Raw genomic sequence first — 26,846 nt, 5'->3', positions numbered from 1 at the left:
GCTTCGCGGAGGAAGGAAGGTCGTCCTCATGATGCCGATGGCGGCGTTCCGCCCACGGGCCGAGGTCCGTCCGCCCTGGGGCCGGGCCCTGGTGACCGGCGGCGCGGGGTTCCTCGGCTCCCCTCTGTGCGCCCGCCTGCTCGATTCAGGTGTCGAAGTCGACTGCCTGGACAACCTCTCCATCGGCCGGGCCGAGAAGGTGGCCCACCTCGCGGGCCGCCACGGCTTCCGCTTCCTGGAGGGGGACATCCGCGATCCCGGACGCGTGGACGCGCTCACCGGCCCCTACGACCTGGTCCTGCATCTGGCGGGCCCCGGGTCCCCGGCCGCCTGGCCGGACAGGCCCGTGGCGAACCTCGACACCGGCGGTCTCGGCACCCGTACCGCGCTGGCCGTCGCCGCCCGGGACGGTGCCCGGTTCCTGCTCGCCTCCTCGCCGCCGCTGCTCCCCACCGGTCCGCCGCTTGACGCCCTCCCCGCCGAGCACGCAATCACCGCCGGCCCGGCCGGCCCGCACAGCGCCCGCGCCGAGGCGGTCCGCTTCTGCGAGGCCCTGGTCACCGCGCACGTCGGCGCCCACGGGACGAACGCCGGCATCGTCCGGCTGTTCGCCGGCTACGGACCCGGCATGCGGACGGACGACGGAGGGACACCGGCCGCCTTCATCCAGCAGGCCCTGGCCGGCCGTCCGGTCACCGTCGCCGGGGACGGCAGCCGGACGTACCCGCTGTGCTACGTCGACGACATGGTCGACGGCGTGCTGCTGGTCGCGGCCGGCCGCTCGGTGCGGCCCGTGGACCTCGGCGGCGACGAGGAACCGACGGCCGTGGAGATCGCCCGCCGGGTGATCGACGTGTCCGGCTCCGACTCACCGCTGGTGTTCGCCGACGGGACGGATGACCGGCCCGTCGAGCCCCGGCCCGTCACCGGCTTCGCCCGCGAGATCTTCGGCTGGCTGCCGAGCGTGACCTGGCAGGACGGCCTGGAACGCACCGTCGCCTCCCTCCGGGAACGGCCCGGTCCGGTGCAGGCGGCGGCCACCGGGCGTGCGGGGGAGTGGTGGGCGTGACGGCGCTCGTCGCCCGCCCCGGCGTCCTCGGCCCGGTCCGCTCGCCCTGACGCGCGGGACGGCGGGAGACCCCGCACGCGGATGAGCGGGCCCGTCACGCGTGCGGGAGGCCCGTCGCCACGGCGACGGGCCTCCCACGCCTCCCACGACGTGCCGGCACGCGGGCTCAGTCGGACTTGCCCCGTCCCGACAGCGCGTCCCGTACCCGGTCGACCATCCCCGCGCCGGGCGCCAGCAGCTTGTTCATCGGCGGCTTGTCCGGGGCGGACGGGTGCGGTCGGGTGGGAGCCGTCTTCTTCGCCTGGCGGACCTTGTCGCCCAACCGGTCCAGGGCGTCCGGAGGGCACGCCTCGCGGAGCCTCGGGAAGAGGTTGCCCTCCTCGTCGGCGACGTGCTCACGGATCTCGCTCATCAGCATGCCGATCAGCCGGTCGAACTCGGCGTCGTCCGCCGCGCAGCCCTCCAGCTCCTTCATGATCTGCTCGGCCTGGGCGTGGTCGTCGAGCTCCTTGTCCGCGAGGGCACCACCGTTCGCCACGTGCTCACGGACGGCCGGGTAGAGATACGCCTCCTCCGCCACCGAGTGCCGGATCAGCTCGATCGTGACCTGATCGGCGTACAGCTTGCGGTCCTTGTGACCGGACGGCAGTGCCTCGATCTTGCCGAAGAGCTCCTCGACCTCACGGTGATCGGTCGTCAGCTCGTCGATGACGTTTCCTCCGTGTCCCATGTCTCTCCTTCAGCTACGTCCTGGCGGTTACGGACCCGACCCGCCACGGGCGTCGGGTCCCCTCGCACCCGGTGGGCTAACGCCCGGTTCGCGCGACGTCCGGCTCAGACGCCCAGCCTGGCCCGGACACCGCCCGCCGTCGCCGCGGGGCGGGCCGTGGCCCGGACCGAGCGGCGCACCAGGTGGGCGTCGTGTCGCAGGTCGTGGGCGGCGTGACGGCCGCGCCACAGCAGCGAGGGGGCGCTGCCGGTGTCGTCGGCCGCGATCAGCAGGCCGCCCATCATGGACAGGTTCTTCAGGAAGTGGATGCGCTGCTGGGCGCGGTCGGAGGGGTCCTGAGCCTCCCAGTAGCGGTGCGCCGCCAGCGTGGTGGGGACCAGGGTCGCCGCGAGGGCCAGCGCGGCCAGCCGCGGACAGCGTCCGAGCCCGAGCAGGGCCCCGCCCACGACGTGCACGGCGCCGTTGAGCCGTACGAGTTGTTCCGTGCTGTCGGGCAGCACCGCAACGCGCTCGGCCACCGCCCGCACGACCGGCTCGGCGGCCGGGACCAGGTCCCCCGGCCTGCGCAGCGCATGCAGCCCGCCCGCGACGAACATCGAGGCGAGCATCGGGCGGCCGACCATACGCAAAAGACTCATGACGCTCTCTCGCTCTCTCCAAGGGTCGTCGAGGGATCACCAAGGGTGAGGTGCCCACTTGGGATCATCGGGTGCCCGGACCGGTCGGCGCCATTCGGCGTCCGGTGCGGCCCCGACGTCCGCCGGCCCCGCGCCGTGCGGTTCCGCGCAGCTCAGAGGCTGGTGAGCACCCGCGGCGCCAGGCTCTCGATCCTGGTGTCGGACCGGTGCATCCGGCGCAGTGTCCGCGGGTGGCAGGCGGAGGCCGACGTGGTGGACATCGCGTGGTGCAACCTCTTGTGGGAGCGCTCCCAGAACGGCAGGATGCTGGGGGTGACCTCCACTGCCGCCGTACGTCCGTACCGTCCCGCCGACGCCCCGGCCCTCGACGACATCTGCATCCGCACCGGGCACAACGGCCGCGACAGCCGGCCCGTGTACGCCGACCCCGCCGTCCTGCCCGCCGTCTTCGCCGCCCCCTACGTCCACCTGGACCCGGACCTGGCCTTCGTGCTGGACGACGGACAGGGCCGGGCGGTCGGCTACGTCCTCGGCACGGCCGACACCCCGCGCTTCGCCGAGGAGTTCCGCGCCAAGTGGCTGCCGCGGGTCGCGGACCGCCATCCGGCGCCGAAGGGACCGCCCGCCACCCCGGACGAGGTCATCGCCGGACTGCTGCACGATCCGGAGCGGATGATCGTCCCCGAACTGGCCGCGTACCCGGCCCATCTCCACATCGACCTGCTGCCCGAGTGGCAGGGCCGCGGACACGGCCGGGCGCTGATGCGGACGTTCTGGCGGGCGCTGCGGGAACGCGGGGTGCCGGCCGTCCACCTGGTCATGGCGACGGCCAACGGACCGGCCAGGGCCTTCTACGACCGTATGGGCTTCCATGTGATCGAGGCGGACGGCCTGGACCCGGCGGATGTCACCTGCCTCGGTCGCACGACCGAGGACACCGGCCGGCCCTGACGCGCCGGGCGGTGGTCAGGCGGCGCCGAGCCGGTAGACGTTGAAGGCCCGGCGGATCACCGGCTGGGCCACGTTGCGCACCCGCACCCCGCCCGCCGTCATCCCGTGCTCCGAGCCCAGGTGGGCGTGGCCGTGGACGGCCAGGTCCGCGCCCGCCGTGTCGATCGCCTCGGCCAGCAGATAGCTGCCGAGGAACGGATGGATCTCCAGCGGCTCCCCGGCGAGCGTGTCGGAGACGGGGGAGAAGTGGGTCAGCGCCACCCGGGCCGCGCAGCCCTCGTCGTCCAGCTCCTTCAGGGCGGCGTACAGGCTGTCCGCCGAGCGGCGGGTGGTGCGGACGAACTCCTTCATGACCGGCTCGCCGAACTCGCCCGCGCTGCGCCCGACGAAACCGCCGCCGAACCCCTTGGTCCCGGCGATCCCCACCCGGGTCCCGGCGCACTCCACGACGGTCCCTTCGCCCTCCAGGACCGTGACGCCGGCGTCCTGGAGGAGGGCGGTGACCTTCTCGGGCTGTTCGTCGTGGTGGTCGTGGTTGCCGAGGACGGCCACCACCGGAACCGGTAGGTCGCGTACCTCCCGGGCCACCACCCGTGCCTCCTCCGGGGTGCCGTGCCGGGTGAGGTCCCCGGCGAGCAGTAGCAGGTCGGCACAGTCGGGCAGGGTCTCGAAGGCGGGCCGCAGCAGTCCCTGGCTGTCCGGCCCCATGTGGATGTCTCCGACGGCGGCGACACGGATCATCACAGCTCCTCCGCATGGTCGGGGCCGGTCGTCTCCGCCACCACGACATCGGTGTGCACGGTGAGTCCGGCCAGCTCCTCGCGGGCGATCCGCAGCAGGGTCTCGCGGCACCGCGCGGAGGGAACCGTGCCCGTGATCACGATCGCCCCGGCCCGGATCTCGGCCCGCACGCCGAGTTCGCCGAGCTCCTCCGCGGCGAGCCGGTCGTGCAGGTGGGCGACGCGGTACTCGACGTTCCCGTCCGCGGAAGTGGTGCCGCTCGCCGCGGGACCCTGGTGTGCGACGGGGTCGCTCATCGCTGCTCCTCCTTCGCTGGACCGGCCGCTGGATCGGTCGCCGGATCGGTCGCGGGATCGACCGGAGAAATGATCTCCAGCCGTTCGAGGATGAAGAAGAACGCGGCCGGCATCGGGGCGTCCCCGCAGTCCCGGCGCAGCTCGTTCCAGTCGATCTTCTCCCGCAACGTGCGGGCGATCGGCAGCACCGCCCCGAAGTCGCAGTGGTGCTCCGAGAAGGCCGCCAGCAGACCGCGCAGCAGATCGGTCGGTGACAGGACCGGCATGAGCACCGAGTCGACCGAGAGCTCCTGGGCCCGGTCCAGCAGCTCCGACGTGACGGGCTCGTGCGCCAGCTCGAAGATGAGGTCGACCTGCTGACCCAGGCAGTGGGCCTTCAGCAGCCAGTCCTCGGGCGGCGTGTACACCGCCAGGCCGGCCTCCCGCAGGGTGGCGGCGACGGCCTCCGCGTCGTCGGGCCGGATGCAGAAGTCGACGTCGTGCTGGAGGTTCTGGATGCCTCCGTGCGCGTACACGGCGACGCTGCCGGCCAGCGCGAACGGGTGCTCGTTCTTCTTCAGGATCGAGCCCACCTGCTTGGCGGCCTGGAGGATCGCCTGGTTGCGGTCGAGGGGGAGATCCTGGTGGCGTGCTTCGTTCTGGGGGACGAGTTCGGGGTCCCCCGCTGCCAGACGGAGCTCGGAAACGCCGGCGCGCTGGTCGAGAGCGTGGTCGTCGGCGGGCTGCGTCATCGCTGTCCCCTTTCCGGGCTGTGCGTCTGCTGCGGACCGGACCGCTGGTCCTCCCTGGCAGTGCGGGTACCCGGCGAGGTTCCGCCGACACGAAGACCGTCCCCGACGTGAGACGTTCCCGGCGGTTTCCGGGCACCCGGACGGCATGAACGACAAGCAGGACGTGAACGGCAAGCAGGACGTGAACGGCAAGCAGGACGTGAACGGCAAGCAGGGCGTTCCGAACGGGCCGGACGTGCCGGACGTGCCGGACGTGCCGGACGTGCCGGACGGGCCGGACCTGAAGGGGCGGCAAGAGCAGCGGCGGACCGCCTCCGAGGACCGCCGGACCGTGGAACGGCTGGTGGCGGCGTGGCTGGCGGAGACCGAGCGGCACGACCCGGCCGCGGCCCACGAGGCCCGCACCGGCTGGGAACGCGGGGCCCTGTCCGAGGGGGCCGCGCAGGACCTGGCGACCTGGGTCACGGCAAGGATCACGGACACCGGCTTCACCGAGGACGAGGGCCCTCATGTCGAGGGCCCGGTCCGGATCACGCCGGCCGACAAGGACACCGTGCACGGATGGCTGCGGGCGCGGGGGCACCCGGTCTGAGGCGCCGAGCGCTCCGAGCGCACCGCCGGGACGTCAGCGGATCGGCGGCCGCCATTCGAACATCAGGATCGTCGCGTCGTCCCGCAGTCGGCCGGTCTGCGAGTCCAGGATCGAGTGGATCAGGCGCCGCAGCGCCTCCGGCGCCAGCTCGCCGCCGGCCGTGGCCCGGATGACGTAGTCGGCGAAGCGTTCGAGCCCGAACAGCTTCTCCTCCCGGGTGTGCGCCTCGGTGACCCCGTCGGTGTACAAGAGAACCCGGTCACCCGGCTCCAGACGCGTCTCGTGCGTGCGGCGCGGCTCGGGGGACAGACGGACCGGCACGCCCATCGGCGGGTCGGCCTCCCGAGCCAGGGCGTCGACGAGCAACTGCTCCCCCCGGATCAGCAGGGGCGCGGGGTGGCCGCAGTTGCTCCAGCGCAGCAGTCCGGTCTCGAACTCCAGCTGGGCGATGACCGCGGTGCAGTACCGGTCCGGCAGCCAGCGCGCCAGCGCGTCGTCCACGGACTCCACGAGCTCGGGCAGGTCGGCCCCGTTGCGCCGGGCGTTGCGGCACGCGGCCAGCGCGACCGCGCTGGTCAGGCCCGAGGCCAGGTCGTGTCCCATGGAGTCGATCACAGCGACGTGCAGCGTCGTCCGGGTGAGGGAGTGGTCGAAGGCGTCGCCACCGATCTCGTAGGCCGGTTCCAGAACGGCCGTCGACACGACGTGGGCGTTGCCGATGGTGCGCGGGGGCAGGAACGCGCGCAGCATCTCGGAGGGCAGTCGCATCTGCTCCGTGCGGGTGTGCCGGACCAGGGAGTCCTCGAAGGCCCGCTTCGAGCTGATCATTATCGCCAGGAGCGAGGCCAGTGCCCGGCTCCGGGTCAGCGTGGCCCCGGTGAGAGCCGACGCGTGCACCGCCAGCACACCGAGCCGCTCGGCGCCGTCCAGCAGGGGCAGCCACGCCGTGACGCCGCCCGTCCCGGACTCCTCCACCCGCAGCGACTGCGAACGGTAGGCCCAGCCCGCGAGCGAGCCGTCGACGGGGAGGGCCGACGCCGCGTCGGTCTGCGGAATGAGATGGCGTTGCTGCAGGTCGACGAGGTAGACCACCGCATGCGGCAGGTCGAGGGCCTTGGCACAGTGCGCCACCGCGGCGGCCAGGTCCAGGGTCAGATGGGCCGGATCGGCGAGGAACCGCAGCAGGAGCGCGTCGCTCGCCTCTGACGTCGACACCTGCTCTCCCCTCGTCGTCCCGATCGAGGAACTCGTTGCGGCGGGGCATGTTGCGCAGCAGTCTGTCACCGCGCGCCCCGCCTCGCCCGCCGAGCGGGTCACCTGTCGAGCGGACCACCTGCCGCCGGATCAGCCGCCGCGCGCTTCGGCCGGGGCAGACAGGGCACGCGTCCGTCGTACGCCCCCGAGCGCCGAGGAGTGGTGCCGCATGACCGAGTACGAGCGTTCCCGCACCATGCCCGCCCAGCCCGAGCAGGTCTTCGACCAGGCCGCGAACATCGGGCAACTGGACACCTGGCTCCCCCGGGAGCTGCACGTGGAGCCCGAGGAGCCGCCCGCCGTGACCGTGCACGAGGACCGCACCGACCAGGACACCTCCGCCCTGCTGAGCGCCCGGCCCGAGCAGATGCGGCTCGAATGGGGAACCCGCGAACAGGGCAGCTACGCCGGGTGGCTGCAGGTCGCCGGCCTCGACAGCGGGGCCAGCGAGGTGACGGTGCACCTGTCCTTCTTCGACGACAGCCACGACCCCGGGCGGCACGCGGTGGCCGACGCCCTCGACACCAGCCTGCGGCGCCTGGAGGAGCAGGTGCGGATGCGCACGGACAACGCGGCCGGGTGAGATGCGGGCCACCGTTGCCCGTCGGTGACATTCGGGACGAATCCGTAACGGGTGAAGAGGGCAACCCATGGCGGTCATGTCGGGTCGTACAGGGAAAGACTGAACGACACCGACGAACCGACCTGGGGGAATCATGTACACCCGTGCCCGAGAAGTCCGCCTCGCCGTGGCCGTGCTGGCGGCCGGCGCCGCGGTCGCCGTGGCCGCCGTCCCGGCGACCGCGGCGACGCCGGAACCCGGCCCGCCCGCCTTTCTGCAGCCGAACGAACTGCCGCCGCACCCCAGCTCCGACTGGTACGCCGGACCGGTCACCGCCGGGCAGCCGGACCCGCTGCCGATGTGCGTCGGCGACGCGCTGCCGTCCACCGCATCGCACCGCAGGTACTGGACGGAGTACGACACCGGCGCCGTCCAGGTCACGGTCGTCGAGCGCAGCACGCGGCGGGCCGAGGAGTTCGCCGCACTGCTGCGGGCGGACCTCGCCGACTGCGCGCGCAAGGTGATGGAGCAGCACCCCGACATCACCGCCACGCAGAAGTACTACGGCCGGCTGAACGTGGAGGAGGGCGCCCACGTCTACGGCGTCCACACGGTCGCCGAGTGGGGCGCCTCGGACATCGGCCTGTTCTCGGTCGGCCGGGACGGCAGGACCGTCACCGTCGTCCAGTGGGGGCAGATGGGCACCTTCGCGCACGCGCAGGTGGCCGACTTCCGGGAGACCACGGTCACGGCCGTCGACAAGCTGTACTGAACGGGAGGGGCGGGCCGGTGCACCGGCCCGCCCTGGTGATTCCCGGCACCCCACCGGACAGGACCAGGTGTCCGTACGGCGGCCCGGGGCACTCCCCGGCCATGGACGCACATCACCGCCCGATGCTGGACCGCACCCTGCCGCTGCTCACCGAGGGGTACGCCTGGCTGCCCAACCGCATGCGCGACAGCCCCGACTCCGTGCTGCGCACCCGGCTGCTCGGCAAGCCCGCGCTGGCCGTGCGCGGCCCGGAGGCCGTGCGCTTCCTCTACGACGAGGGGCACGTCCACCGCCACGGGGCCATCCCGGCACCCGTGCTGGACACCCTGTTCGGGCAGGGCGCGGTCCACACCCTCGACGGGGGCGCCCACCGCACCCGCAAGGAACTGTTCCTGCCCCTGCTCGACCCCGACCGGGTCACCGGCCTCACCGAGCACGTCGCCGCCGCCTGGGACGAGGCCGTACGCTCCTGGAGCGAGCGCCCCCGCGTCGTGCTGTTCGACGAGGCGGGCGTGGTGCTCACCCGAGGGGTCTGCCGCTGGGCCGGTCTTCCGCCGGGGGCCGTCGACGCCGAGCCACTGGCGCGGGACCTCGTCGCGATGGTCGACGGCTTCGCCACCCCGGGACCGCGCCACCTCCGGGCCCGCCGCGCCCGAGCCCGGCAGGAAGCCCGGATGGCCCGCCTGATCGAGGACGTACGCTGCGGCGCCGTCGCCGCCCCCGCGGAATCGGTGCTCGAACAGGTGTCCCGGCATCGCGACAGCCCGGACGAACCGCTGGACGCCGGGACGGCGGCGGTGGAACTGCTGAACGTCCTGCGCCCCACCGCCGCCGTGAGCTGGTTCGTGGCCTTCACCGCCCACGCCCTGCACCGGTGGCCGGTCCACCGGGAACGACTGCGCGCCGGTGACGGCGCGTTCGCCACGGCGTTCGCGCACGAGGTCCGCCGCTTCTACCCGTTCGCCCCGTTCCTGGGCGGCCGGACCGTCAAGGAGCTGACCTGGCACGGCGCATCCGTCCCGGCCGGAGGGATCCTGCTGCTCGACGTCTACGGCCAGAACCACGACGAGGAACTCTGGGGCGACCCCTACACCTTCCGGCCCGAGCGGTTCCTGGACCGGCCCCCCGAGCGGGACGAGCTGATCCCGCAGGGCGGCGGCGACCCCGCCACCGGTCACCGCTGCCCCGGCGAGCGCGTCACCGTGGGCCTGCTGGAGTCCCTGGCCGTCCGGCTCGCCCGCCTGGAGTACACGGTCCCCGAGCAGGACCTGCGCATCCCGCTGCGCCGCATCCCGACCCGCCCGCGCAGCGGATTCGCCGTCACCGGCGTACGCGCCCCGTGACCCGCGTCAGGACGTGCGGTCGCCCTTGTGCCCCTCACCCGGCTCCACGGCGTCGCGCTGCCCGGTCAGCTCCGCCTGGTCGAGCGGGACGATCCGGGGATGATGGAGGTCGAAGGCCGGGGACTCGGAGCGCACGCGCGGCAGCGTGTGGAAGTTGTGGCGTGGCGGGGGACACGACGTGGCCCACTCCAGTGAGCGGCCGTACCCCCACGGGTCGTCGACCCCGACCGGGCGGCCGTACTTGGCGGTCTTCCACACGTTGTACAGGAACGGCAGCGTGGACAGGCCCAGCAGGAAGGCACCGATGGAGGAGACGGTGTTGAGGGCCGTGAAGCCGTCGACGGACAGATAGTCGGCGTACCGGCGCGGCATGCCCTCGACACCGAGCCAGTGCTGCACCAGGAAGGTGGTGTGGAAGCCGGTGAACAGCGTCCAGAAGTGCGTCTTCTCCAGCCGGTGGTCGAGCATCCGGCCCGTCATCTTCGGCCACCAGAAGCTGAATCCACCGAACATCGCGAACACGATCGTGCCGAACAGGACGTAGTGGAAGTGCGCGACGACGAAGTACGAGTCGGTGACGTGCCAGTCCAGCGGTGGTGAGCCGAGGATCACCCCGGTGAGACCACCGAAGAGGAACGTCACCAGGAACCCGGCCGCCCACAGCATCGGCGGCTCGAAGGACAGCGAGCCCTTCCACATGGTGCCGATCCAGTTGAAGAACTTCACTCCGGTGGGGACGGCGATGAGATACGTCAGGAACGAGAAGAAGGGCAGCAGTACGGCACCCGTGGCGAACATGTGGTGCGCCCAGACGGTGGCCGACAGCCCGGCGATGGCGACGGTGGCACCGACCAGCCCCATGTAACCGAAGACCGGTTTACGGGCGAAGACCGGGATGATCTCGGTGACCACCCCGAAGAACGGCAGCGCGAGGATGTACACCTCGGGATGGCCGAAGAACCAGAACAGGTGCTGCCACAGGATCGCCCCGCCGTTCTCGGCGTCGAACACGTGGGCGCCGAAGTGCCGGTCGGCCTCCAGCACCAGCAGGGCCGCCGCCAGCACCGGGAAGGCCAGCAGCACCAGTACCGAGGTCAGCAGCACGTTCCAGACGAAGATCGGCATGCGGAAGATGGTCAGGCCGGGGGCGCGCATGCAGATGATCGTGGTGATGAAGTTGACCGCCCCCAGGATGGTGCCGAACCCGGACAGCGCCAGCCCCATGATCCACAGGTCACCGCCGAGGTAGGGGGCGCGGAGCGGGCCGCTGAGCGGCGTGTAGGCGGTCCAGCCGAAGTCCGCGGCGCCCTGCGGGGTGAGGAAGGAACCGAGCACGATCAGACCGCCGAAGAGGAAGAGCCAGTACGCCAGCATGTTCAGCCGGGGGAAGGCCACGTCCGGCGCGCCGATCTGCAACGGCATGACGGCGTTCGCGAATCCGGCGAACGTCGGGGTGGCGAACAGCAGCAGCATGATCGTGCCGTGCATCGTGAACGACTGGTTGTACTGCTCGTTGGAGAGCAGCTGCAGGCCCGGCCGGGCCAGCTCCACCCGGATCAGCATCGCCAGCACCCCGGCGACGAGGAAGAACGCGAACGACGTGATGAGGTAGAGATGACCGATCCGCTTGTGGTCGGTCGTGGTCAGCCAGGAGACGACCACGCGTCCCTTGCCGCGGCGTTCCGCCGCCGGGACCGGAGCGATCGGTTCGGTCGGTTCGGCCGGTTCGGTCTGTGTCGCCATCGGACCAGGGCAACCGACGCCTGCCCGGCTGCGTCGACGCCACGTCACGCGCCCACCGATATACGGCCGGTTGGCTGATCGTTCGTAACCGTCCGGGTGTGTCACCGACCCGGGCGGACGAAGCGGGCGTCACCCGAATGGTCCTCGAGCGCTACTGGGCAGGGCCGATCCGGTGTCTCCTGGAAGGTGTCAGCGGCGTCCAGGCTGGGAGGCCGATCATGTACGAAATGTGCGTGGGCCCGGAGAAGGCGGGTGGAGCGTTGGTGTGGCACGTGATGGCCAAACAGGCCGCGGCCACCCTGTGCGGACAGAAGCTCCGCGAGCGTATTGAGGCATCCGACGGCGAACGGGCACGTCACTGCCCGGACTGCATGGCTTCGTTCGAGAAGTTGATGACAGCCACGCCGTGCTGACGGACCGTCCGCCAACCGTCCGCCCCGCCGCAGCCTGCGGCGGGGCGGACGGCGTACGGCGTGCATGCCGGCCGGGCGGACGGCCCCGGAGCCGGGCCGAGGGGTCTCCCATGGCGTGCCCCTTCGCGGGGGACCGGTCGTGACCGGCACTCGCCCGGCGCGGTGGCACGCCGCCGAGGCGGGGAAGCCGCAGGCCGTACCCGGGCGCGCGGTCCCCCCGGACCGGACCGGTACGCCGTCCCGGTGCGCCGATGGGTGTCGCCCACCGGCGGATTTGGGTGTCGTCCCCGATGTCCGCGTGCCGACCACGTGTGCGAGCGTGGAGCGACGCCGTGCCCCGGGGGCCTTTTCGGGGGCCGGGGACGTTGCGGAAAGGCCCCCCGTCCCGCCCGTTCGCGGGTGTTGCCGCGTGGTGCGTTCCGGGTGTGCCGTCCGCGCCCCGATTGCCGGGGCGGCCGGTGGCGGTCGTGGCGCACCGCCGCGGGCGGGGCCCTGGTCCGGACCCGGTTCGGACCCCGGTTCGGGCGCTCGTTCGTCCGTGCTCGCCGCCCGTCGGCGCCCCGGTCGGTCCGGGAGCGGTGTCATGGCACCGGTGTCGGCCGACGGCGTCCGGCCGTACGACAGATGACGCGTCACAGATGAAGGAGAACCCGCATCCATCCCCGTCAAGTGAAGCCCACCCGACCCTCCGCACGGTCGAAGGCGGTGACCCGTGGGACACGCTGACACCCTGCTCGCCATGGGCGGTGCCTTTCTGGCCGCCGCGTTCCTCGCCCGCCTCGGCGGCAGGATCGGACTTCCGACGATTCCCCTGTTCATGCTCGCCGGCATCCTGCTCGGCCCGCACACACCGGGCTTCGTCCTGGTGGAGGACGCGCACGACTTCGAGATGCTCTCCGCGCTCGGACTGGTGCTGCTTCTCTTCTACCTGGGCCTGGAGTTCCACCTCGACGACCTCAAGAGCGGCGGCAAACGGCTGCTGACCGCGGGCGGCATCTACCTGGTGCTGAACGTGGGCGCCGGTCTCGGCTTCGGCTTCGTCCTCGGCTGGGGCGTACGCGAGGCGCTGGTGCTCGCCGGTGTGCTCGGCATCTCGTCCTCCGCCATCGTCACCAAGATCCTCATCGACCTGGGCCGGATCGGCCGCCCGGAGACCCGGCTGATCCTCGGTGTCATCGTCGTGGAGGACATCTTCCTCGCGCTGTATCTGGCCGCCCTCCAGCCGGTCATCGCGGGCGCGCACGGCGTCGTGGACATGGCCCTGCAGGCCGGCAAGGCCTTCGGCTTCCTGCTGCTACTGGCCGCCGCGGCCCGCTACGGCACCCGGCTCGTGGGCCGCCTCATCGCCACCCGGGACAACGAACTGCTCGTCATCAGCTTCCTCGGGGCCGCGGTGCTGGTCGCCGGTGTCTCCGAGGTCCTCGGCGTCGCCGACGCCATCGGCGCCTTCATGGTGGGACTGATCCTCGCCGGCACCCCGTCCGGGCCACGGATCCGCGAACTGGTGCACCCGCTCCGGGACGCCTTCGCGGCGATCTTCTTCTTCGCCTTCGGGCTCGCCATCGACCCCGGCGACATCGCCTCCGTCGCCGGCCCGGTCACCGCGGCCGCGGCACTGACCGTCGTCATGAACGTCCTCGCCGGCCTGTGCGTCGCCCGCGTGTACCGCTACGGCTCCCAGCCCGCCGCGGAGATCGCCACCACCCTGGTCGCCCGCGGGGAGTTCGCGCTGATCCTGGCCGCGATGGCCGCGGGCGCGGGACTCGACGGGCGGCTCGCCCCCTTCATCGCCGGTTACGTGCTGGTCCTCGCCGTCCTCGGCCCCATCGTCGCGGCACGGGCGCACCTGCTCGCCGGCGCCCTGCGGGCAGTCGGCGGGCTGCTGCCCGGCGCCCGCAGGCCGGCCGAGGCTCCGGCCGGACGGTCCGGCGAGGACCCTCGGGACGGCGATGCGCCGATGTCCGCGGCGGGCTCCACCTCGTCCGCGGCGCACGCGGAGGGCGAGCGGTAGGGCCGGACGCGGTCCGGGCGCCCGGCCGTCCCTCACCCCGCGTCCCGGTGGGACAATCTGACCGCAGGGTCGGTGTCCGATGCCGTGGTCGGAGCCGACCGGGACCGGAAGGAGCCGTCAGCATGATCGAGTGGGTGCCCCTGGCCGACGGTGCCAGACCCGTTCCCCGGCCGGTCGCCGCTCCCTTGGTGTGGGCGGGCGCCTTCGGTGGGGCGCTCGTCCTGGTGGCGCTTCTCAACGGCACCGTGGGCTCGGGCCGTCCGGGGCTCGCACTGGCCGTGCTCTCCCTGCTGGCGGCCGGGCTCGGGCTCTGCGCCCGGTTCGCGGCGGCTCCGGGGACGGCCGTCCTGTGCTGGCTGTCCCTCAACGGCTTCGCCATCCCGCCGGCCGGCACACTGACCTGGGCCGGCCGGCGGGACGCGCTCTGGCTGGCCTGTCTGCTCGGCGCGACCCTCGTCGGCACGGCGCTGGCTCGTCTGGTCCACGCCCGGGCCGCCTACCGCCGGTTGACCGCGGCGACCGGTCCCGAGGGACCGGAGCCGGGTGACGCGTGATCCCTGCGCGTCGGTGGCCGGAGCGGGGGAGGCTCCGCCGGGCGCCCGGCGGAGCCTCCCACCGCCCCCTGGTCAGGCGGTGTGCAGGGTGAGCCCGTAGCGGCCCAGTATCTCGTTGACGGGCTGGAACCAGGTCTGCCCGCCGCTGGAGCAGTTGCCCCAGCCGCCCGAGGTGACGCCTTGCGCCTGGTCGCCGCTGATGAAGGAGCCGCCCGAGTCGCCGCCCTCGGCGCAGACACTGGTCTTCGTCATCTGGTGCACCGCGCCCTGGCTGTAGTTGACCGTCTCGTTCTTGGCCAGCACGGTGCCGCAGTGCCAGTGCGTGGTGGAGCCGGAGCGGCACACCGAGGCGCCGACGGGGGCCTCGTTCGAGCCGCGCACGAGCTGGTCGGAGACCGTGCCCCAGCCGAGGACGACCGGCACCGTCCACCAGCCGCTGCCCACGCTGACCCAGGCGTAGTCGTTGTCCGGGAACGACGAGCCCTGGAACGTGCCGATGTACGAGCGGTCCCAGCCGCTGACCCCGGCGCCGGCCCGGCCGCAGTGCCCGGCGGTGACGAACCCGCCGTGCACCGAGAAGCCGATGGAGCAGCGGACGTTGCCGGTGTAGTACGGGTCGCCGCCGACCGTGCCCGCGGCGAAGGTCCGCGGCGCCGTCGGGACCGTCCGCACCGTGACCGGGCCGGCCTCGCGGGCCCGGTCGACGAAGCGCTGGACATCGTTGTCAGCATGCTCGCCCGACACCACGTCGACGATCACGGCGTTGGCGGCCGGGTCGACGTGCCAGCCGCTGACGCCGGCGGGCGCGTCGAGGCGGTCGATGCGCGTTTTGGCCGCGTCGAGCCGGCGTGCGCTGTGCTCGACGGTGCGGACGTGCGCGCCGGTGGCGCGGACCGCCCGCACCGTCGCGGGCGTCGCGTCCGCGGTGACGGCCACGGTCAGCCGCCCGGCGTCGGCGTCGAACCACGAGCCGCCGAAGGCGTTCCCGGCGGCCCGCTGTGCCGTGGGCGCGAGGTCGGTGGCCCGGCGTTCGGCGGCGAGCCGGTCCTCGGCCTCGGCCGCGGTGAGACCGAAGTCCCGCCGCATGGCCTCGAGAAGACCGGCGGAGGCGGCCGGTTCCTCGGCGGAGGGGGCCGAGGAGGCGGGGGAGGCGGGGGAATCCGCCGCCGAGGCCGGCAGCGTGCCGAGGGTGGTCAAGCTGCCGAGCACCAGGAGGCCGGCCAGGCCGAGGTGCCTGAGTCTGCTGCGTCTCACGGGAGTTGCCCTTCGTCGTTCCAGCAAGGTGGGGTGGAACAACCGCAGTCTGAGAGCGCTCTCGTCGGGTTGGTTCGAGCTTAGCCAGGGCTTGTCATCAGGTCCATGCCAATGCAGCGCCTTTCCGGAGAGCTTGCTCGGCCGCCGCGCGGCGCAGGCGCCGGCGGAGTTCGCCTCGATGCCGGCCGGCAGGGGAGCGGGGGCGCCTCGGTACCAGCCGGTTCGCGCCCAGAGGCGGGCGTCGCGGGTGAGCAGAGCGCGCGAGACCCGGCCGCCCGGGTCTGCCGCCGACCTTCGTGCAGGCGTGGGTGAGGCCCTGGACCGACGGGCTCCGAGACGCAGCCGTCCGCGGCTCCGCGTCGGAGTCCGAGCGTTTCAGCGCCGCGGCACAGTCGGCCCGGGAGTCCTCGTTTCGCGCGAAGGACTCCGCACGTGTCGGAGTGGACGGGGCGCCGGTACCTGACAGCTGTCAGGGGACGCCCGCGGTCCTCCGGGTTGGCCGGTCCCCGACGGGGCACTCAGTGCTGCGTCCTTGCAGTGAAGGCGTGTGGACGCGGGAGGCACGCATGGCGGTGCGGCATCGGGTGATCCAGGCGAGCCCGCAGGCGGTGTGGGACGTCCTCGCGGACGGCGACCTGTACGTGCGGTGGGTGGTGGGGCCGTCGTCGGTCACCCCCAAGTCGGGGCAGTGGCCCAAGGTCGGCGCGACGATCGCCTACGAGGTGCCCCTCGGTCCGCTGCGGCTGAACAACGAGTCGGTCGTCAGACACTGCGTGGAGGGCTCCCGACTGGAACTGGAGGCGAAGGCGGGCGCGCTCGGCACCGCGCGGATCGCCATCGAGCTGCGTCCGTGGGGCGATCAGTGCCTGCTGATCGTGGACGAGCACCCCTTGCGCGGTCCCGGCGGACTGCTGCACAACATGGGCGTCGAGGCGTTCATTCAGATGCGGCACCGCGCGATGCTCGCCAGGCTCGCGAAGCTGTGCGAGTCCGAGGCCGGCGACCGGTGCCGGCCGGACCCGGCGAACGCGGCCGGATCCGTGGCGTTCGGGCCGGGAACCGGCCGTGCCTGACGCGGTCGTGATCGGGGCGGGCCCCAACGGGCTGGTGGCGGCGAACCTGCTGGCGGACGCCGGCTGGAGCGTGGAGGTCCTGGAGGAGCAGCCCGAGCCGGGCGGCGCGGTGCGGCACGACAGCGAGGTCGCGCCCGGCTTCGTCAACGACCTGTTCAGCTCCTTCTACCCGCTCGCCGCCGCCTCCCCGGTCCTGGCCGGACTGCGGCTCGAGGACCACGGGCTGCGCTGGACCCACGCGCCCCATGTGCTGGCCCATCCCCTGACCGACGGTACGTGCGCCGTCCTCGACCGCGACGTCGGTACCACCGCCGCGTCCCTCGACGTCTTCGCGCCCGGGGACGGCACCGCCTGGGACCGCCTGCACGAGGTGTGGGACCGCTACCGGGCCGACATCCTGGACGCCCTCTTCACGCCCTTCCCCCCGGTCCGGGCCGGCACCCGGCTGGCCCTGCGGCTGCGGGGCGGGGGCGGGCTCAGGCTGGCGCGCACCCTGGTGCTGCCGGTGCGCAGGCTGGGCGAGGAGGAGTTCCGCGGCGAGGGCGGCAAGCTGCTCCTGGCCGGCAACGCCCTGCACGCCGACCTCGCCCCCGAGTCCGCGGGAAGCGGCGGCTTCGGCTGGCTGATGTCGATGCTCGGGCAGACCTACGGCTTTCCCGTGCCGGTCGGCGGCTCCGGCGCCCTCACCGCGGCGCTGGTCCACCGGCTGCGCGCCCGCGGCGGCACCCTGCGCTGCGGGCGACGCGTCGAGCACGTCCTGGTCCGCGACCGTCGCGCGGTGGGCGTACGCACGGCCGACGGGGAGAGGATCGCCGCACGGCGCGCCGTCCTCGCGGACGTGTCCGTGCCCGCCCTCTACGGCGAGCTCGTCGCCCCGGAGCACCTGCCGGACCAGGTCCTCGCCGACCTGCGGCGCTTCCAGTGGGACTTCGCCACCTTCAAGGTGGACTGGGCGCTGGACGGCCCCGTGCCCTGGCGGTGCGAGGACGCGGCGCGGGCCGGGACCGTGCACCTGGCCGACGGTCTCGACGAGCTGACCCGCTTCGCCGCCCAGGTCGCCATGCGCCAGGTCCCCGACCGCCCCTTCGCGCTGTTCGGCCAGATGACGACCACGGACCCGACCCGCTCACCCCGCGGCACGGAGTCCGCCTGGGCCTACACCCACGTCCCGCACGACGTCCGGGCCGACGCGGGCGAGGAGGGCATCACCGGCAGCTGGGACCCCAAGGAGCAGGAGATCATGGCCGACCGCGTCGAGCGCCAGGTGGAACGCTTCGCGCCAGGTTTCCGCGCACTGGTCCGGGCCCGGCGCGTGCTGGCACCGCCGACGCTCCAGGCCATGGACGCCAACCTGGAGGGCGGTGCCCTCAACGGCGGCACCACCGCCATGCACCAGCAGCTCGTCTTCCGGCCCGTCCCCGGCACCGGGCGGCCGGAGACTCCGGTGGCCGGCCTCTTCCTCGCCTCCGCGGGCGCCCACCCGGGAGGCGGCGTGCACGGGGCGCCGGGTGCCAACGCCGCGCGCGCCGCACTGCGTCAGCACCGGTTCGCGGGCCTCACGCGGATGCAGCGGGCCCTCACCCGCCGCGACCGCACCGGCGACAAACGGTGACCGCCCGCGTCTCCGTCCCGCGTACCCCCGGAGGAAGGGCCGAACGGTGACAGACAGCCCGGTGACAGACAGCCCTCTCCAGAACCGTGTCGTCGTGGTGACCGGGGCCGCCCGCGGACTGGGCGCTGCCCTGGCGCACGCCTGTGCCCGCCGAGGCGCCCGGCTCGCCCTGCTCGGCCACGAGAAGCCGCGACTGGACGCCGTGGCGGCGGCCCTGCCGACGCCGGCGCTCGCCGTCGAGACCGACGTCACCGACGCGGCCGCACTGGACGAGGCGGCCGGCGAGGTGCGCAGGCGCCTGGGGCCGCCGTCGGTCGTGGTGGCGAACGCCGGCATCGCGCGGGGCGGACCGTTCGCCACCTCGGACCCGGCCGAGTGGCGCCGCGTCGTCGACGTCAACCTGACCGGCAGCGCCCACACGGCCCGGACCTTCCTGCCGGACCTGATCGGCACGGCGGGATACCACCTCCAGATCGCCTCGCTGGCCTCGCTCGGTGCCGTCCCCATGATGAGCGCCTACTGCGCGTCCAAGGCGGGCGTGGAGGCCTTCACCCACTCGCTCCGCGCCGAGGTGGCCCATCACGGGGTCGCCGTGGGCATCGCCTACCTCAGCTGGATCGACACCGACATGATCCGCGACGCCGACCGGTACGCCGTCCTGCGCGAGCTCCGCGCGCACCTGCCCGCGCCGGCCCGCCGCACCTTCCCGGTGGACGAGGTCGCCGCCCGGGTGGCCGATGCCGTGGAACGCCGCCGCACCGCCGTGTACGTGCCGCGGTGGCTGCGCCTGACACAGGCGGTGCGCACGGTCCTGCCCCCCGTCGTCCTGCGGGTCTCCCGGCGCGACCTGCCCAGGCTGGAGGCCGAGGGGGCCACGGACCCGACCGGACCGCTCGGCGCGGGCGGGGAGGCCGACCACGCGGCGGTGGGAACGGGGGTGTAGAGCCGTACGCGCCGCAGGTGTCAGCGGGGCGCCCCGAACGTCCGCGCCAGGGCACGCAGCAGGGCCGAACGGCCCCGGTCGGGGACCGTCCACAGCGTTTCGCCCCGCACGCCCCACCGTTCCAGCAGGGCGTTGGCCGCGAGGAACCCCGAGGTGGCGGCGCGCTCCATCAGGGCCACGGGCAGATCCGTACGGACCAGGTCCCCGGCCACGACGACGGCCGGGTCGGGCGTGCGGACCGTCAAACGCTCCCGGTACCCCCCGACGGTGAACAGGGGGCAGTCCGCCCGCCACTCGTGCCGCGCGGCGACGACGCGGGCGTGCCGGGTCTCCGGATACACCTGGTGCAACCGGCCGACGAGGCGCTTCTCCTCGACCTCCCGGACGGCCGTCGGCGGCAGGGCGTAGGCGTGGAGCTCGACGACCGACCCTCCGGTGCGTGCCGCCCAGCGTGCCGCCTCGCCCTCCCAGTGGGACAGCACGCTGACGTTGTCCAGCGAGCCGTACCCGCCGGTGCCGAGGAAGCCGGGCCGGCCGGGCGCTACCGGGCGGTCCAGCCACAGCCGGGTGACCAGGAACGGCGGAGCGTTGCGCAGCCGCGCCACCCGCGCGCGCCACCCGGCGTCCCCCAGACCGGGTGAGCGGCCCACCACCCCCTTCAGCCCACCGACGTCCAGGGCGAGCACGACCGCGTCGTACGACCGGCAACCGGCGCCGTCGACCACCAGGCGACCACCGGACGGGCCCGACGGACCGGGCAGGACGGCTTCGACGGGAGCGGATGTCCGCACGTCGACTCCCCACCCCGTCAGATGCCGCACGAGCGGATCCCACAGAGCCTGCGGAAAGGGCTCGCGGTTCACGTCGAACAGCAGCCCCTCGCTGGAGCCGAGGAAGTAGATGTGGAACATCAGCGCCATCTCCGCGGCCGAGAGCTCCCGCGGGTCCGCGAAGAAGCTGCGGGAGAACACCTCGAAGGCCAGATGCCGCGCGGCAGGGGGAAAGCCCAGCGCGTCGAGGAAGTCGTGGGCGCTGACGTCGTCCAGTCGCTCGTGGACGCGGCGCGTACGGACGTCGAGCAGGGGCAGTGCCGCGGCGGGCCGCATCGCCGACAGGTCGCGGGGCCGGAAGCTGGGGCTCAGGGCGACGAAGCCGAACGCGCTCCACGGCGGCGTGCGCGGAACCCGGCGGAAGCCGTCGCGCAGCCCGCTGCTGTGCAGCAGGGGATAGTCCGGCAGGCCGGTGAGCATGGCCAGCGCGGGATCGGCACGGCGCAAGAGGCCCCGCAGGTTGTAGTACTGGCGGAAGAAGGCGTGGAAGCCCCGGCTCATCGTCACGGACGTGCCGTCGGGCAGGCCGACCGGCCATCCGGCGACCCGCCCGCCGAGCACGGGCTCGCGCTCGTGGAGCACCACGCGCACGCCCCGCTCCGCCAGGACGGTCGCCGCCGCCAGCCCCGCGATGCCGCCGCCGATCACCGCGACGGACGGCGGGTCACCGGTCACCCGCTCCCGTCCCGGCCGGGGACGGACGGCCTGTGCGCGCCGGTCCCGTCCCGGAGGCCGTGTCCCCTCGCGCCGGTTCACCGCGCACCACCCGTCTCCGCGTCGGCCCGGCGGCCGAGGAAGGTGTGGGTGATGCCCGTCTGCCAGCCCGGCAGCGGCAGGATGCGCACCTGCTCGAACCCGGCCCGGCCCAGTCGAGCGCCGAACGCCGACGCGGTGTCGAACGCCGTGACGCTGCGCCACAGGTGCCGGTACAGGTCCCGGTCACCGGTGGCCGTACCGAGCGGCAGGACGACGCCCCGGCACACCGCCGCCCACACCAGCCGGTGGGCGCGCCTGCCCCCGAGCGCATACTCGTGCACCGCCAGCCTGCCGCCCGGGGCCAGCAGCCGGTGCACCGTGCGCAGGACGGCGTCGGGATCGGCCAGGTTGCGGAAGAGGTAGGCGGCGAGGACCGCGTCGAAGGGCCCGTGCACGTCGGCCCGGGGCAGTTCCTCCGCCGGGGCGTGCACGAACCGCACCCGCGACGGCCAGTCCTTGGCGCGGGCCCGGAGCAGCATGCCCACCGAGGCGTCCACCCCCACGATCTCCGCGCCGGGGAACGCCACGGCCAGCGCCGCCGTCGACGCGCCCGTGCCGCAGCCCAGGTCGAGCACGCGGCGTCCCGCGCCGCCGTCGGCGAGGCGGAGCCGACGGGCGGAGCGGCGCAACTGGGCGTGATAGCCGGGATTGAGCGCGACGAGACGGTCGTAGCGGCCCGCACCGTGGTCGAAGGCGGCGGTCAGCGCGGCGTCGCGCAGCAAGGGCATCGGAGCTCCAGGGGACGGGGGCCTCTCACCGGTCGCAGGTGTACCGGCGGGGCAGCCAGGGCAGTTCGGCCGCCGTGCGCAGCATGGGCAGGACGGGGGTGCGCACACCGACCGCGAGGTCCTCGTACAGCCGGGACCGTCCGTCGAGGAAGCGCAGCAGCCGCTGGGCGGGGACGCGGTCGAACAGCCGGAAGAAGAGGTCGGGGCCGTCCACCCGGCCGGTGTCCAGCGCGCGCAGCAGCACCGCGTCCATCAGCCGGGCCCGCACCGGGTACGGCGGAGGCGGCACCGGGCGGCGGCCCGCGCGCACGGCGCGGGCGATGGCCTCGGACTGCCGTTGCACCGCGGCGAACGTGTAGCCGGTGGAGGCGCGGGTCGCCCCGCCGGCGATCCCGATCCGGAAGACGGAGGCGGGGGCGGAGACGGAGCCCCCTGCGGCCTGCCGCTCGTAGACGGCGTCCGTCATCGGGATCACCCCCTGCTCCGTCGACAGGATCTCGGTGTCGCCGGTGCGCAGAACGCGGCGCGTGTAGTCCTCCAGGGCGCCGTCGTACTCGGCGGACGTGAGCGGCGCGGGCCCGAACTCGGTGTACTCGACCAGCGCGGTGTGCCGGCCGGTCGGCAGCACGTAGCCGAAGGACAGGCCGCGTGCGGGCCGGGGGGTGCGGAAGTCCATCAGGTCGACCACCGCCGGGTCGAAGACCGGCCGCTCGGTACGGACGAACCAGCCCCGGAAGTGCTGGAGAAGGCGGGTGCGGGCGGCGGACGGACGCCCGGGCGGGCGGGAGTCGAACACCGAGCGGGCGCGCAGACCGACCCGGGCCCCGGTGGCGTCGGTGGCCGTCACGCACGCGGTCCCGTCCGGCAGGGGGGTCACCGTGCCGACGGTGGCCTCCAGACGGCGCAGCCCCGGCCGGTCCTCCAGGTCACGGTCCACCATCGCCTCGAAGTCGTCCGAGCGGATCATCTTGTAGCGCGCGGGCGCGATGTGCCGCCGTACGACCGCCCCGTCCCGGCTCCGCACCCGCAGCCACTCCCACGACGCCGTTGTCGCCGGATCGAAGCGGCCCGGACCCGACTCCCAGAAGCACCAGGTGCGGCGCGGCGCCCGCAGGGGCCCCGCGGGCGGAGCCACGAGGACGACGGAGGGGCCGGGGCGGTGCGGCGTGCCGGCCGGGAGCCGGTGCGCCAGCGACAGGCCCGCAGCCCCCGCCCCCACGATCACGATGTCCGCCTCGACCACGGACTCTCCTTCCTTCGCCCGGCGGGGCCGTCCACCGCCCCGGACCGCGGGCCGTACGACGGACGTACGACGGACCTGCGCCAGGTGCATGGGACGAGCCCGCGACGGCTCGGCTCCGGCGGAGTATCCCGTCCCCGTGCCGGCCGCGGCCGCACGGCGCGCTGGACTGCCCGGGGCGGGTGCCCGCCGGGCGGGTGACCGCAGGACGGGAACGGGCCCGGGCGGCGTCGCGCGGCACGCGGGCGGGGAAGGCATGACGCCGTGCCACTCCGGCGGACGGTGGCCGACGCCGGACGGTGCCTGCGCAGCGCACCGCCCGGCCGGAGCGGCCGACGCACCCGACACGGCCCGCCGCCCCGGCCGACGACGAGAGAGGAGCCCGGGATGCGCCCCAGCACCGCCGACGACGGCGGCCGACAGCCGTGGGACCGGTCGTCCGCGGGACGGGGCCCGCGATGACGCGGACGGTGACCGGGCGCACCGACCACGTCGTGGTCGTGGGTGCGGGACTCGCGGGCCTGTCGGCCGCCCTGCACCTGCTGGGCTCCGGACGACGGGTGACGGTCGTGGAACGCGACCCGCTGCCCGGCGGCCGTGCCGGGCGGCGGGAGCTCGGCGGCTACCACCTCGACACGGGTCCGACCGTGCTGACGATGCCGGAGCTGGCCGACGAGGCGTTCGCGGCCGTGGGCGAGCGTCTGGACGACCGCGTCGAACTCCTGCCCCTGCACCCCGCCTACCGGGCGTGCTTCGCCGACGGCGGCACGCTGGACGTGCACACCGACGCCGCCGCGATGGAGGCGGAGGTCGAACGGTTCGCCGGGCCGCGGGAGGCGGCCGGATACCGGCGGCTGCGGGCCTGGCTCCGGCAGCTGTACACCGTGCAGATGCGCCGGTTCATCGACGCCAACTTCGACTCGCCGCTCGGCCTGCTCACGCCCGACCTGGCCCGGCTCGCCGCCGCCGGCGGCTTCGGCCGGCTGGACGCGCGCATCTCCCGGTTCCTGACGGACGAACGGCTCAGGCGCGTCTTCTCCTTCCAGGCCCTGTACGCCGGTGTCGCACCCTCCCGGGCGCTGGCCGCCTACGCCGTCATCGCCTACATGGACACCGTGGCCGGCGTGTACTTCCCGCGCGGCGGCATGCACGCCCTGCCCCGCGCCATGGCCGCCGCCGCGACCGACGCCGGAGCGGACCTGCGCCTCGGACAGGACGTCACCCGCCTGGAACGGTCCGGCAGTCGCGTCACGGCGGTCGTCACCGCCCACGAGCGCATCCCCTGCGACGCCGTCGTCCTCACCCCCGACCTGCCCGTCGCCCACCGGCTGCTGGGCCGCCGTCCGCTCAGGCCGGTCGGGTTGCGGCACGCACCCTCCGCCGTCGTCCTGCACGCCGGCACCACCCGCACCTGGCCGCACCTCGCCCACCACACGCTCTCCTTCGGGGCGGCGTGGCGGCGGACCTTCGACGAACTGACCAGGACCGGCACCCTGATGACCGACCCGTCCCTGCTGATCACCCGGCCCACGGCCGGGGACCCCGCCCTCGCTCCGGCGGGCCGCCACCTCCACTACGTCCTCGCGCCCTGCCCCAACACCGACATCGGGCCGGGCGCCCGGGAGTGGAGCGACCTCGCGCCCCGCTACCGCGACCGCCTGCTCGCCACCCTGGAACACCGGGGACTGACCGGAGTCGCCGCCGCCATCGAGGAGGAGTGCCTGGTGACGCCCGCCGACTGGACCGCCCAGGGGCACGGAGCGGGCACGCCCTTCTCCGTCGCGCACACCTTCGCCCAGACGGGGCCCTTCCGTCCCCGCAACCTGGTGCGGGGCACGGACAACGCGGTCCTCGCGGGCTGCGGCACCACTCCGGGGGGCGGCGTGCCGACCGTGCTGATCTCCGGGAAGCTGGCCGCCGCCCGCATCACCGGATCACCGGCACGCCGTACGGCGGTGCGGGGCGGGCCCCGATGACCCACCGCGAACTGGACGCCGCCGGCATCACCGACCCGGTGCTGCGCGCCGCCTACACCCGGTGCCGGCTGCTGAACGCCCGCCACGGACGCACCTACTTCCTGGCGACCCGCCTCCTGCCCGCCGACCGGAGACCTGCCGTGCACGCCCTGTACGGCTTCGCGCGGTGGGCGGACGACATCGTCGACGACTTGGGGGCCGACGCCACACCCACCGAGCGCGCCGCAGCCCTCTCCCGCCTCGACGAGCAGCTGAGGCGGGCACTGACCGGCCTGCGGCCCGCCGACGAACCCGTGGTGCTCGCCCTGGCCGACACCGCCGCCCGGTACGCCATCGAACCGGCGCACTTCACCGACTTCATGGCCTCCATGCGCAGCGACCTCACGGTCACCGACTACGCCACCTACGACGACCTGCGCGCCTACATGCACGGCTCGGCCGCCGTCATCGGCCTCCAGATGCTGCCCGTACTCGGCACCGTCACCAGCCGCGCCCGGGCCGCCCCGCACGCCGCCGCGCTGGGTGTCGCCTTCCAGCTCACCAACTTCCTGCGGGACGTCGGGGAGGACCTGGACCGCGGCCGGATCTACCTCCCGGCGGACCTGCTGGCCGCACACGGCGTGGAGCGGGCCCTGCTCACCTGGAGCCGGCGCACCGGCCGCCACGACCCGCGCATCACCGCCGCGCTACGGGCGGCGGAGGACCTCACCCGAGCGGTCTACCGCGAGGCCGAGCCCGGACTCGCGATGCTGGACCCGGCCGCGCGGCCCTGCATCCGCACCGCCTACGTGCTCTACCGGAACATCCTCGACGCCATCGCGGACGACGGGTACGCGGTCCTGCACCGGCGCGCGACGGTGTCCCGCCGACGGCGCGCGATCGTCGCGGCCGACGGGCTGGCACGGGTGCTGGCCGCACGCCTGGCGGCGCGAGGCGCCGCCGCTCACAGAACGTCGCCGGCGCCGTGCCGGAACGACACCCACCCCGCGAAGGAGGCCGGATGACGCGGAACCCCCGCCCCCGCCGGGGCCGCCACCCCCTGCGGCTGCGCCGCCACCCCGTCCCCTGGCAGCACCAGCGGCCGACCTGGCGCGAGGCCCGGCCCGCCGTCATCGCCGGGGCGCTGAAGCGAGCCCTGGCCCGCCCCGCGGGTAACTGGTACGTCCTCGGCGCGAGCACGGACGCACGATCCGCCCGCCCGCTGTCCGGCACGGTCGCCGGCGTCGAGGTCGTCGTCTGGCGGGACGCGCGCGGGCGCCTGGTGGGTGGCCCCGGCGCGTGCCCCCACCTCGGCGCTCCGCTGGCGGACAGCCCGGTGCGGTGCGGCACGCTGGTGTGCCACTGGCACGGACTCGCCCTGGACGGCACCCCGTTCGCCGGCTGGGACCCCCTGCCGGTCCACGACGACGGCGTCCTGGTGTGGGTACGCCTGGACGCCGTGGGGGAGGAGCCGCCCACGGCGGCGCCCGTCGTGCCCGCCAGGCCGCCGCTTGCCGCGGCCCTGACGTCCGTCTGGCGCGGGGTCGGGACCTGCGAGCCCGAGGACGTCGTGGCCAACCGGCTCGACCCGTGGCACGGCGCCTGGTTCCACCCGTACTCCTTCGTGGACCTCACCGTCGTCGCGGCACCCGGCGAGACCCCGGACGCCGGCGAGGAGGACGATCGCTTCGTCGTGGACGTGTCCTTCCGGCTCACGGGCCGGCTCGTCGTCCCCGTACGGGCCGAGTTCACCGCACCGGAGCCGCGCACCGTCGTCATGCGCATCACCGACGGCGAGGGCACCGGGTCGGTCGTGGAGAGCCACGCGACGCCACTCGGCCCGGACGAGAGCGGCCGGCCCCGCACCGCGGTGGTCGAAGCGGTGCTGGCCACCTCGGACCGGCCCGGCTTCCCCGCGCTCCGCCGACTGGCACCGGCCCTGCGCCCGCTGATGCGGGCCGCCGCCGGCCGACTGTGGCGCGACGACCTCGCCTACGCCGAACGCCGCGGACAGCTGCGCGAGCGCGGCCGGTTTCCCGGCTGAACGGAAGAGGA

General features: G+C 74.1%; 26 protein-coding genes. 14 read left to right on the top strand and 12 right to left on the bottom strand.

Annotated features, from left to right (window positions below):
• The first annotated feature begins 28 nt into the window (after positions 1-28).
• Positions 29-1,069 carry an NAD-dependent epimerase/dehydratase family protein gene (locus tag RM812_RS03585; protein ID WP_311570900.1) on the top strand — a complete coding sequence of 347 codons (1,041 nt, stop codon included), beginning with the start codon at positions 29-31 and terminating at the stop codon, positions 1,067-1,069.
• Between the two features lie 166 nt (positions 1,070-1,235).
• Here the strand turns inward: RM812_RS03585 and RM812_RS03580 are convergent, their stop codons facing one another.
• From RM812_RS03580 to RM812_RS03570, 3 genes are all read right to left on the bottom strand, one after another.
• Positions 1,236-1,799: a hemerythrin domain-containing protein gene (locus RM812_RS03580; RefSeq protein ID WP_311570899.1), complete on the bottom strand. Its 564-nt coding sequence runs from the start codon at positions 1,797-1,799 to the stop codon at positions 1,236-1,238.
• A 104-nt stretch (positions 1,800-1,903) separates the two neighbouring features.
• Positions 1,904-2,437 (bottom strand): DoxX family protein, encoded by a 534-nt coding sequence (locus tag RM812_RS03575; protein WP_311570898.1) that lies wholly within the window; start codon positions 2,435-2,437, stop codon positions 1,904-1,906.
• 152 nt (positions 2,438-2,589) lie between these two features.
• Positions 2,590-2,760: a hypothetical protein gene (locus tag RM812_RS03570; protein ID WP_311570897.1), complete on the bottom strand. Its 171-nt coding sequence runs from the start codon at positions 2,758-2,760 to the stop codon at positions 2,590-2,592.
• On the opposite strand from RM812_RS03570, the gene RM812_RS03565 reads away from it, so the two are divergent.
• Positions 2,750-3,388, top strand: coding sequence for a GNAT family N-acetyltransferase (locus RM812_RS03565; RefSeq protein ID WP_311570896.1), 639 nt, complete (start codon positions 2,750-2,752; stop codon positions 3,386-3,388). The genes RM812_RS03570 and RM812_RS03565 overlap by 11 nt on opposite strands.
• Positions 3,389-3,403: 15 nt before the next feature.
• On the opposite strand, the gene RM812_RS03560 is transcribed toward RM812_RS03565, so the two are convergent.
• The 3 genes from RM812_RS03560 to RM812_RS03550 are packed head-to-tail and all read right to left on the bottom strand — an operon-like array spanning position 3,404 to position 5,156.
• A complete protein-coding gene (locus RM812_RS03560) occupies positions 3,404-4,129 on the bottom strand; it encodes a metallophosphoesterase family protein (RefSeq protein ID WP_311570895.1) in 726 nt (241 codons plus the stop codon).
• Positions 4,129-4,425: a BON domain-containing protein gene (locus tag RM812_RS03555; RefSeq protein ID WP_311570894.1), complete on the bottom strand. Its 297-nt coding sequence runs from the start codon at positions 4,423-4,425 to the stop codon at positions 4,129-4,131. The genes RM812_RS03560 and RM812_RS03555 overlap by 1 nt, the downstream gene beginning before the upstream one ends.
• A complete protein-coding gene (locus tag RM812_RS03550; RefSeq protein WP_311570893.1) occupies positions 4,422-5,156 on the bottom strand; it encodes a nucleotidyltransferase family protein in 735 nt (244 codons plus the stop codon). Before RM812_RS03550 ends, RM812_RS03555 begins: the two co-directional genes overlap by 4 nt.
• Positions 5,157-5,436: 280 nt before the next feature.
• Between RM812_RS03550 and RM812_RS03545 the strand changes: the two genes are divergently transcribed.
• Complete coding sequence (locus RM812_RS03545; protein ID WP_311570944.1) at positions 5,437-5,748, top strand: hypothetical protein; 312 nt, start codon at positions 5,437-5,439, stop codon at positions 5,746-5,748.
• A 33-nt stretch (positions 5,749-5,781) separates the two neighbouring features.
• On the opposite strand, the gene RM812_RS03540 is transcribed toward RM812_RS03545, so the two are convergent.
• Entirely contained in the window at positions 5,782-6,963 is a 1,182-nt protein-coding gene (locus RM812_RS03540; protein WP_311570892.1) for a PP2C family protein-serine/threonine phosphatase, read from the bottom strand.
• Between the two features lie 208 nt (positions 6,964-7,171).
• Here RM812_RS03540 and RM812_RS03535 point away from each other — a divergent pair, with 208 nt between their 5' ends.
• The 3 genes from RM812_RS03535 to RM812_RS03525 all read left to right on the top strand — a co-directional run bounded on the left by RM812_RS03535 (position 7,172) and on the right by RM812_RS03525 (position 9,679).
• The gene (locus RM812_RS03535; protein WP_311570891.1) at positions 7,172-7,585 is read left to right on the top strand and encodes an SRPBCC family protein; all 414 of its coding nucleotides are present in this window, start codon (positions 7,172-7,174) and stop codon (positions 7,583-7,585) included.
• Positions 7,586-7,718: 133 nt separating this feature from the next.
• Complete coding sequence (locus tag RM812_RS03530) at positions 7,719-8,336, top strand: hypothetical protein (protein WP_311570890.1); 618 nt, start codon at positions 7,719-7,721, stop codon at positions 8,334-8,336.
• A gap of 101 nt (positions 8,337-8,437) precedes the next feature.
• Positions 8,438-9,679 (top strand): cytochrome P450, encoded by a 1,242-nt coding sequence (locus RM812_RS03525; protein ID WP_311570889.1) that lies wholly within the window; start codon positions 8,438-8,440, stop codon positions 9,677-9,679.
• Positions 9,680-9,685: 6 nt separating this feature from the next.
• On the opposite strand, the gene ctaD is transcribed toward RM812_RS03525, so the two are convergent.
• Positions 9,686-11,422: an aa3-type cytochrome oxidase subunit I gene (gene ctaD, locus RM812_RS03520; protein WP_311570888.1), complete on the bottom strand. Its 1,737-nt coding sequence runs from the start codon at positions 11,420-11,422 to the stop codon at positions 9,686-9,688.
• Positions 11,423-12,547: 1,125 nt separating this feature from the next.
• Here ctaD and RM812_RS03515 point away from each other — a divergent pair.
• Both RM812_RS03515 and RM812_RS03510 read left to right on the top strand, forming a co-directional pair.
• On the top strand, positions 12,548-13,846 hold the full coding sequence (locus RM812_RS03515; RefSeq protein ID WP_311570887.1) for a cation:proton antiporter: 1,299 nt from the start codon (positions 12,548-12,550) through the stop codon (positions 13,844-13,846).
• 122 nt (positions 13,847-13,968) lie between these two features.
• Complete coding sequence (locus RM812_RS03510) at positions 13,969-14,400, top strand: hypothetical protein (RefSeq protein WP_311570886.1); 432 nt, start codon at positions 13,969-13,971, stop codon at positions 14,398-14,400.
• Positions 14,401-14,472: 72 nt separating this feature from the next.
• On the opposite strand, the gene RM812_RS03505 is transcribed toward RM812_RS03510, so the two are convergent.
• Positions 14,473-15,654: an alpha-lytic protease prodomain-containing protein gene (locus RM812_RS03505; RefSeq protein ID WP_311570885.1), complete on the bottom strand. Its 1,182-nt coding sequence runs from the start codon at positions 15,652-15,654 to the stop codon at positions 14,473-14,475.
• A 566-nt stretch (positions 15,655-16,220) separates the two neighbouring features.
• Between RM812_RS03505 and RM812_RS03500 the strand changes: the two genes are divergently transcribed.
• From RM812_RS03500 to RM812_RS03490, 3 genes are all read left to right on the top strand, one after another.
• On the top strand, positions 16,221-16,727 hold the full coding sequence (locus RM812_RS03500; protein ID WP_311570884.1) for an SRPBCC family protein: 507 nt from the start codon (positions 16,221-16,223) through the stop codon (positions 16,725-16,727).
• Entirely contained in the window at positions 16,720-18,339 is a 1,620-nt protein-coding gene (locus tag RM812_RS03495) for a phytoene desaturase family protein (RefSeq protein WP_311570883.1), read from the top strand. Before RM812_RS03500 ends, RM812_RS03495 begins: the two co-directional genes overlap by 8 nt.
• A gap of 61 nt (positions 18,340-18,400) precedes the next feature.
• Positions 18,401-19,282 carry an SDR family oxidoreductase gene (locus RM812_RS03490; protein WP_311570882.1) on the top strand — a complete coding sequence of 294 codons (882 nt, stop codon included), beginning with the start codon at positions 18,401-18,403 and terminating at the stop codon, positions 19,280-19,282.
• Positions 19,283-19,302: 20 nt separating this feature from the next.
• Here the strand turns inward: RM812_RS03490 and RM812_RS03485 are convergent, their stop codons facing one another.
• From RM812_RS03485 to RM812_RS03475, 3 genes are all read right to left on the bottom strand, one after another.
• Complete coding sequence (locus RM812_RS03485) at positions 19,303-20,787, bottom strand: FAD-dependent oxidoreductase (protein ID WP_311570881.1); 1,485 nt, start codon at positions 20,785-20,787, stop codon at positions 19,303-19,305.
• 77 nt (positions 20,788-20,864) lie between these two features.
• A complete protein-coding gene (locus RM812_RS03480) occupies positions 20,865-21,596 on the bottom strand; it encodes a class I SAM-dependent methyltransferase (RefSeq protein ID WP_311570880.1) in 732 nt (243 codons plus the stop codon).
• A 25-nt stretch (positions 21,597-21,621) separates the two neighbouring features.
• Entirely contained in the window at positions 21,622-22,839 is a 1,218-nt protein-coding gene (locus RM812_RS03475) for a lycopene cyclase family protein (RefSeq protein WP_311570879.1), read from the bottom strand.
• Between the two features lie 455 nt (positions 22,840-23,294).
• On the opposite strand from RM812_RS03475, the gene crtI reads away from it, so the two are divergent.
• From crtI to RM812_RS03460, 3 genes are read left to right on the top strand one after another with little or no spacing between them, the layout of a single operon-like run.
• The gene (gene crtI, locus RM812_RS03470) at positions 23,295-24,812 is read left to right on the top strand and encodes a phytoene desaturase family protein (RefSeq protein ID WP_311570878.1); all 1,518 of its coding nucleotides are present in this window, start codon (positions 23,295-23,297) and stop codon (positions 24,810-24,812) included.
• On the top strand, positions 24,809-25,816 hold the full coding sequence (locus RM812_RS03465; RefSeq protein ID WP_311570877.1) for a phytoene/squalene synthase family protein: 1,008 nt from the start codon (positions 24,809-24,811) through the stop codon (positions 25,814-25,816). The genes crtI and RM812_RS03465 overlap by 4 nt, the downstream gene beginning before the upstream one ends.
• Entirely contained in the window at positions 25,813-26,835 is a 1,023-nt protein-coding gene (locus RM812_RS03460) for a DUF5914 domain-containing protein (RefSeq protein WP_311570876.1), read from the top strand. The genes RM812_RS03465 and RM812_RS03460 overlap by 4 nt, the downstream gene beginning before the upstream one ends.
• Positions 26,836-26,846 lie beyond the last annotated feature (11 nt).

The sequence above is a fragment of the Streptomyces lancefieldiae genome (assembly GCF_031845825.1).
Lineage (GTDB): Bacteria > Actinomycetota > Actinomycetes > Streptomycetales > Streptomycetaceae > Streptomyces > Streptomyces lancefieldiae.
This window is presented reverse-complemented; position numbering and strand designations above follow the sequence as displayed.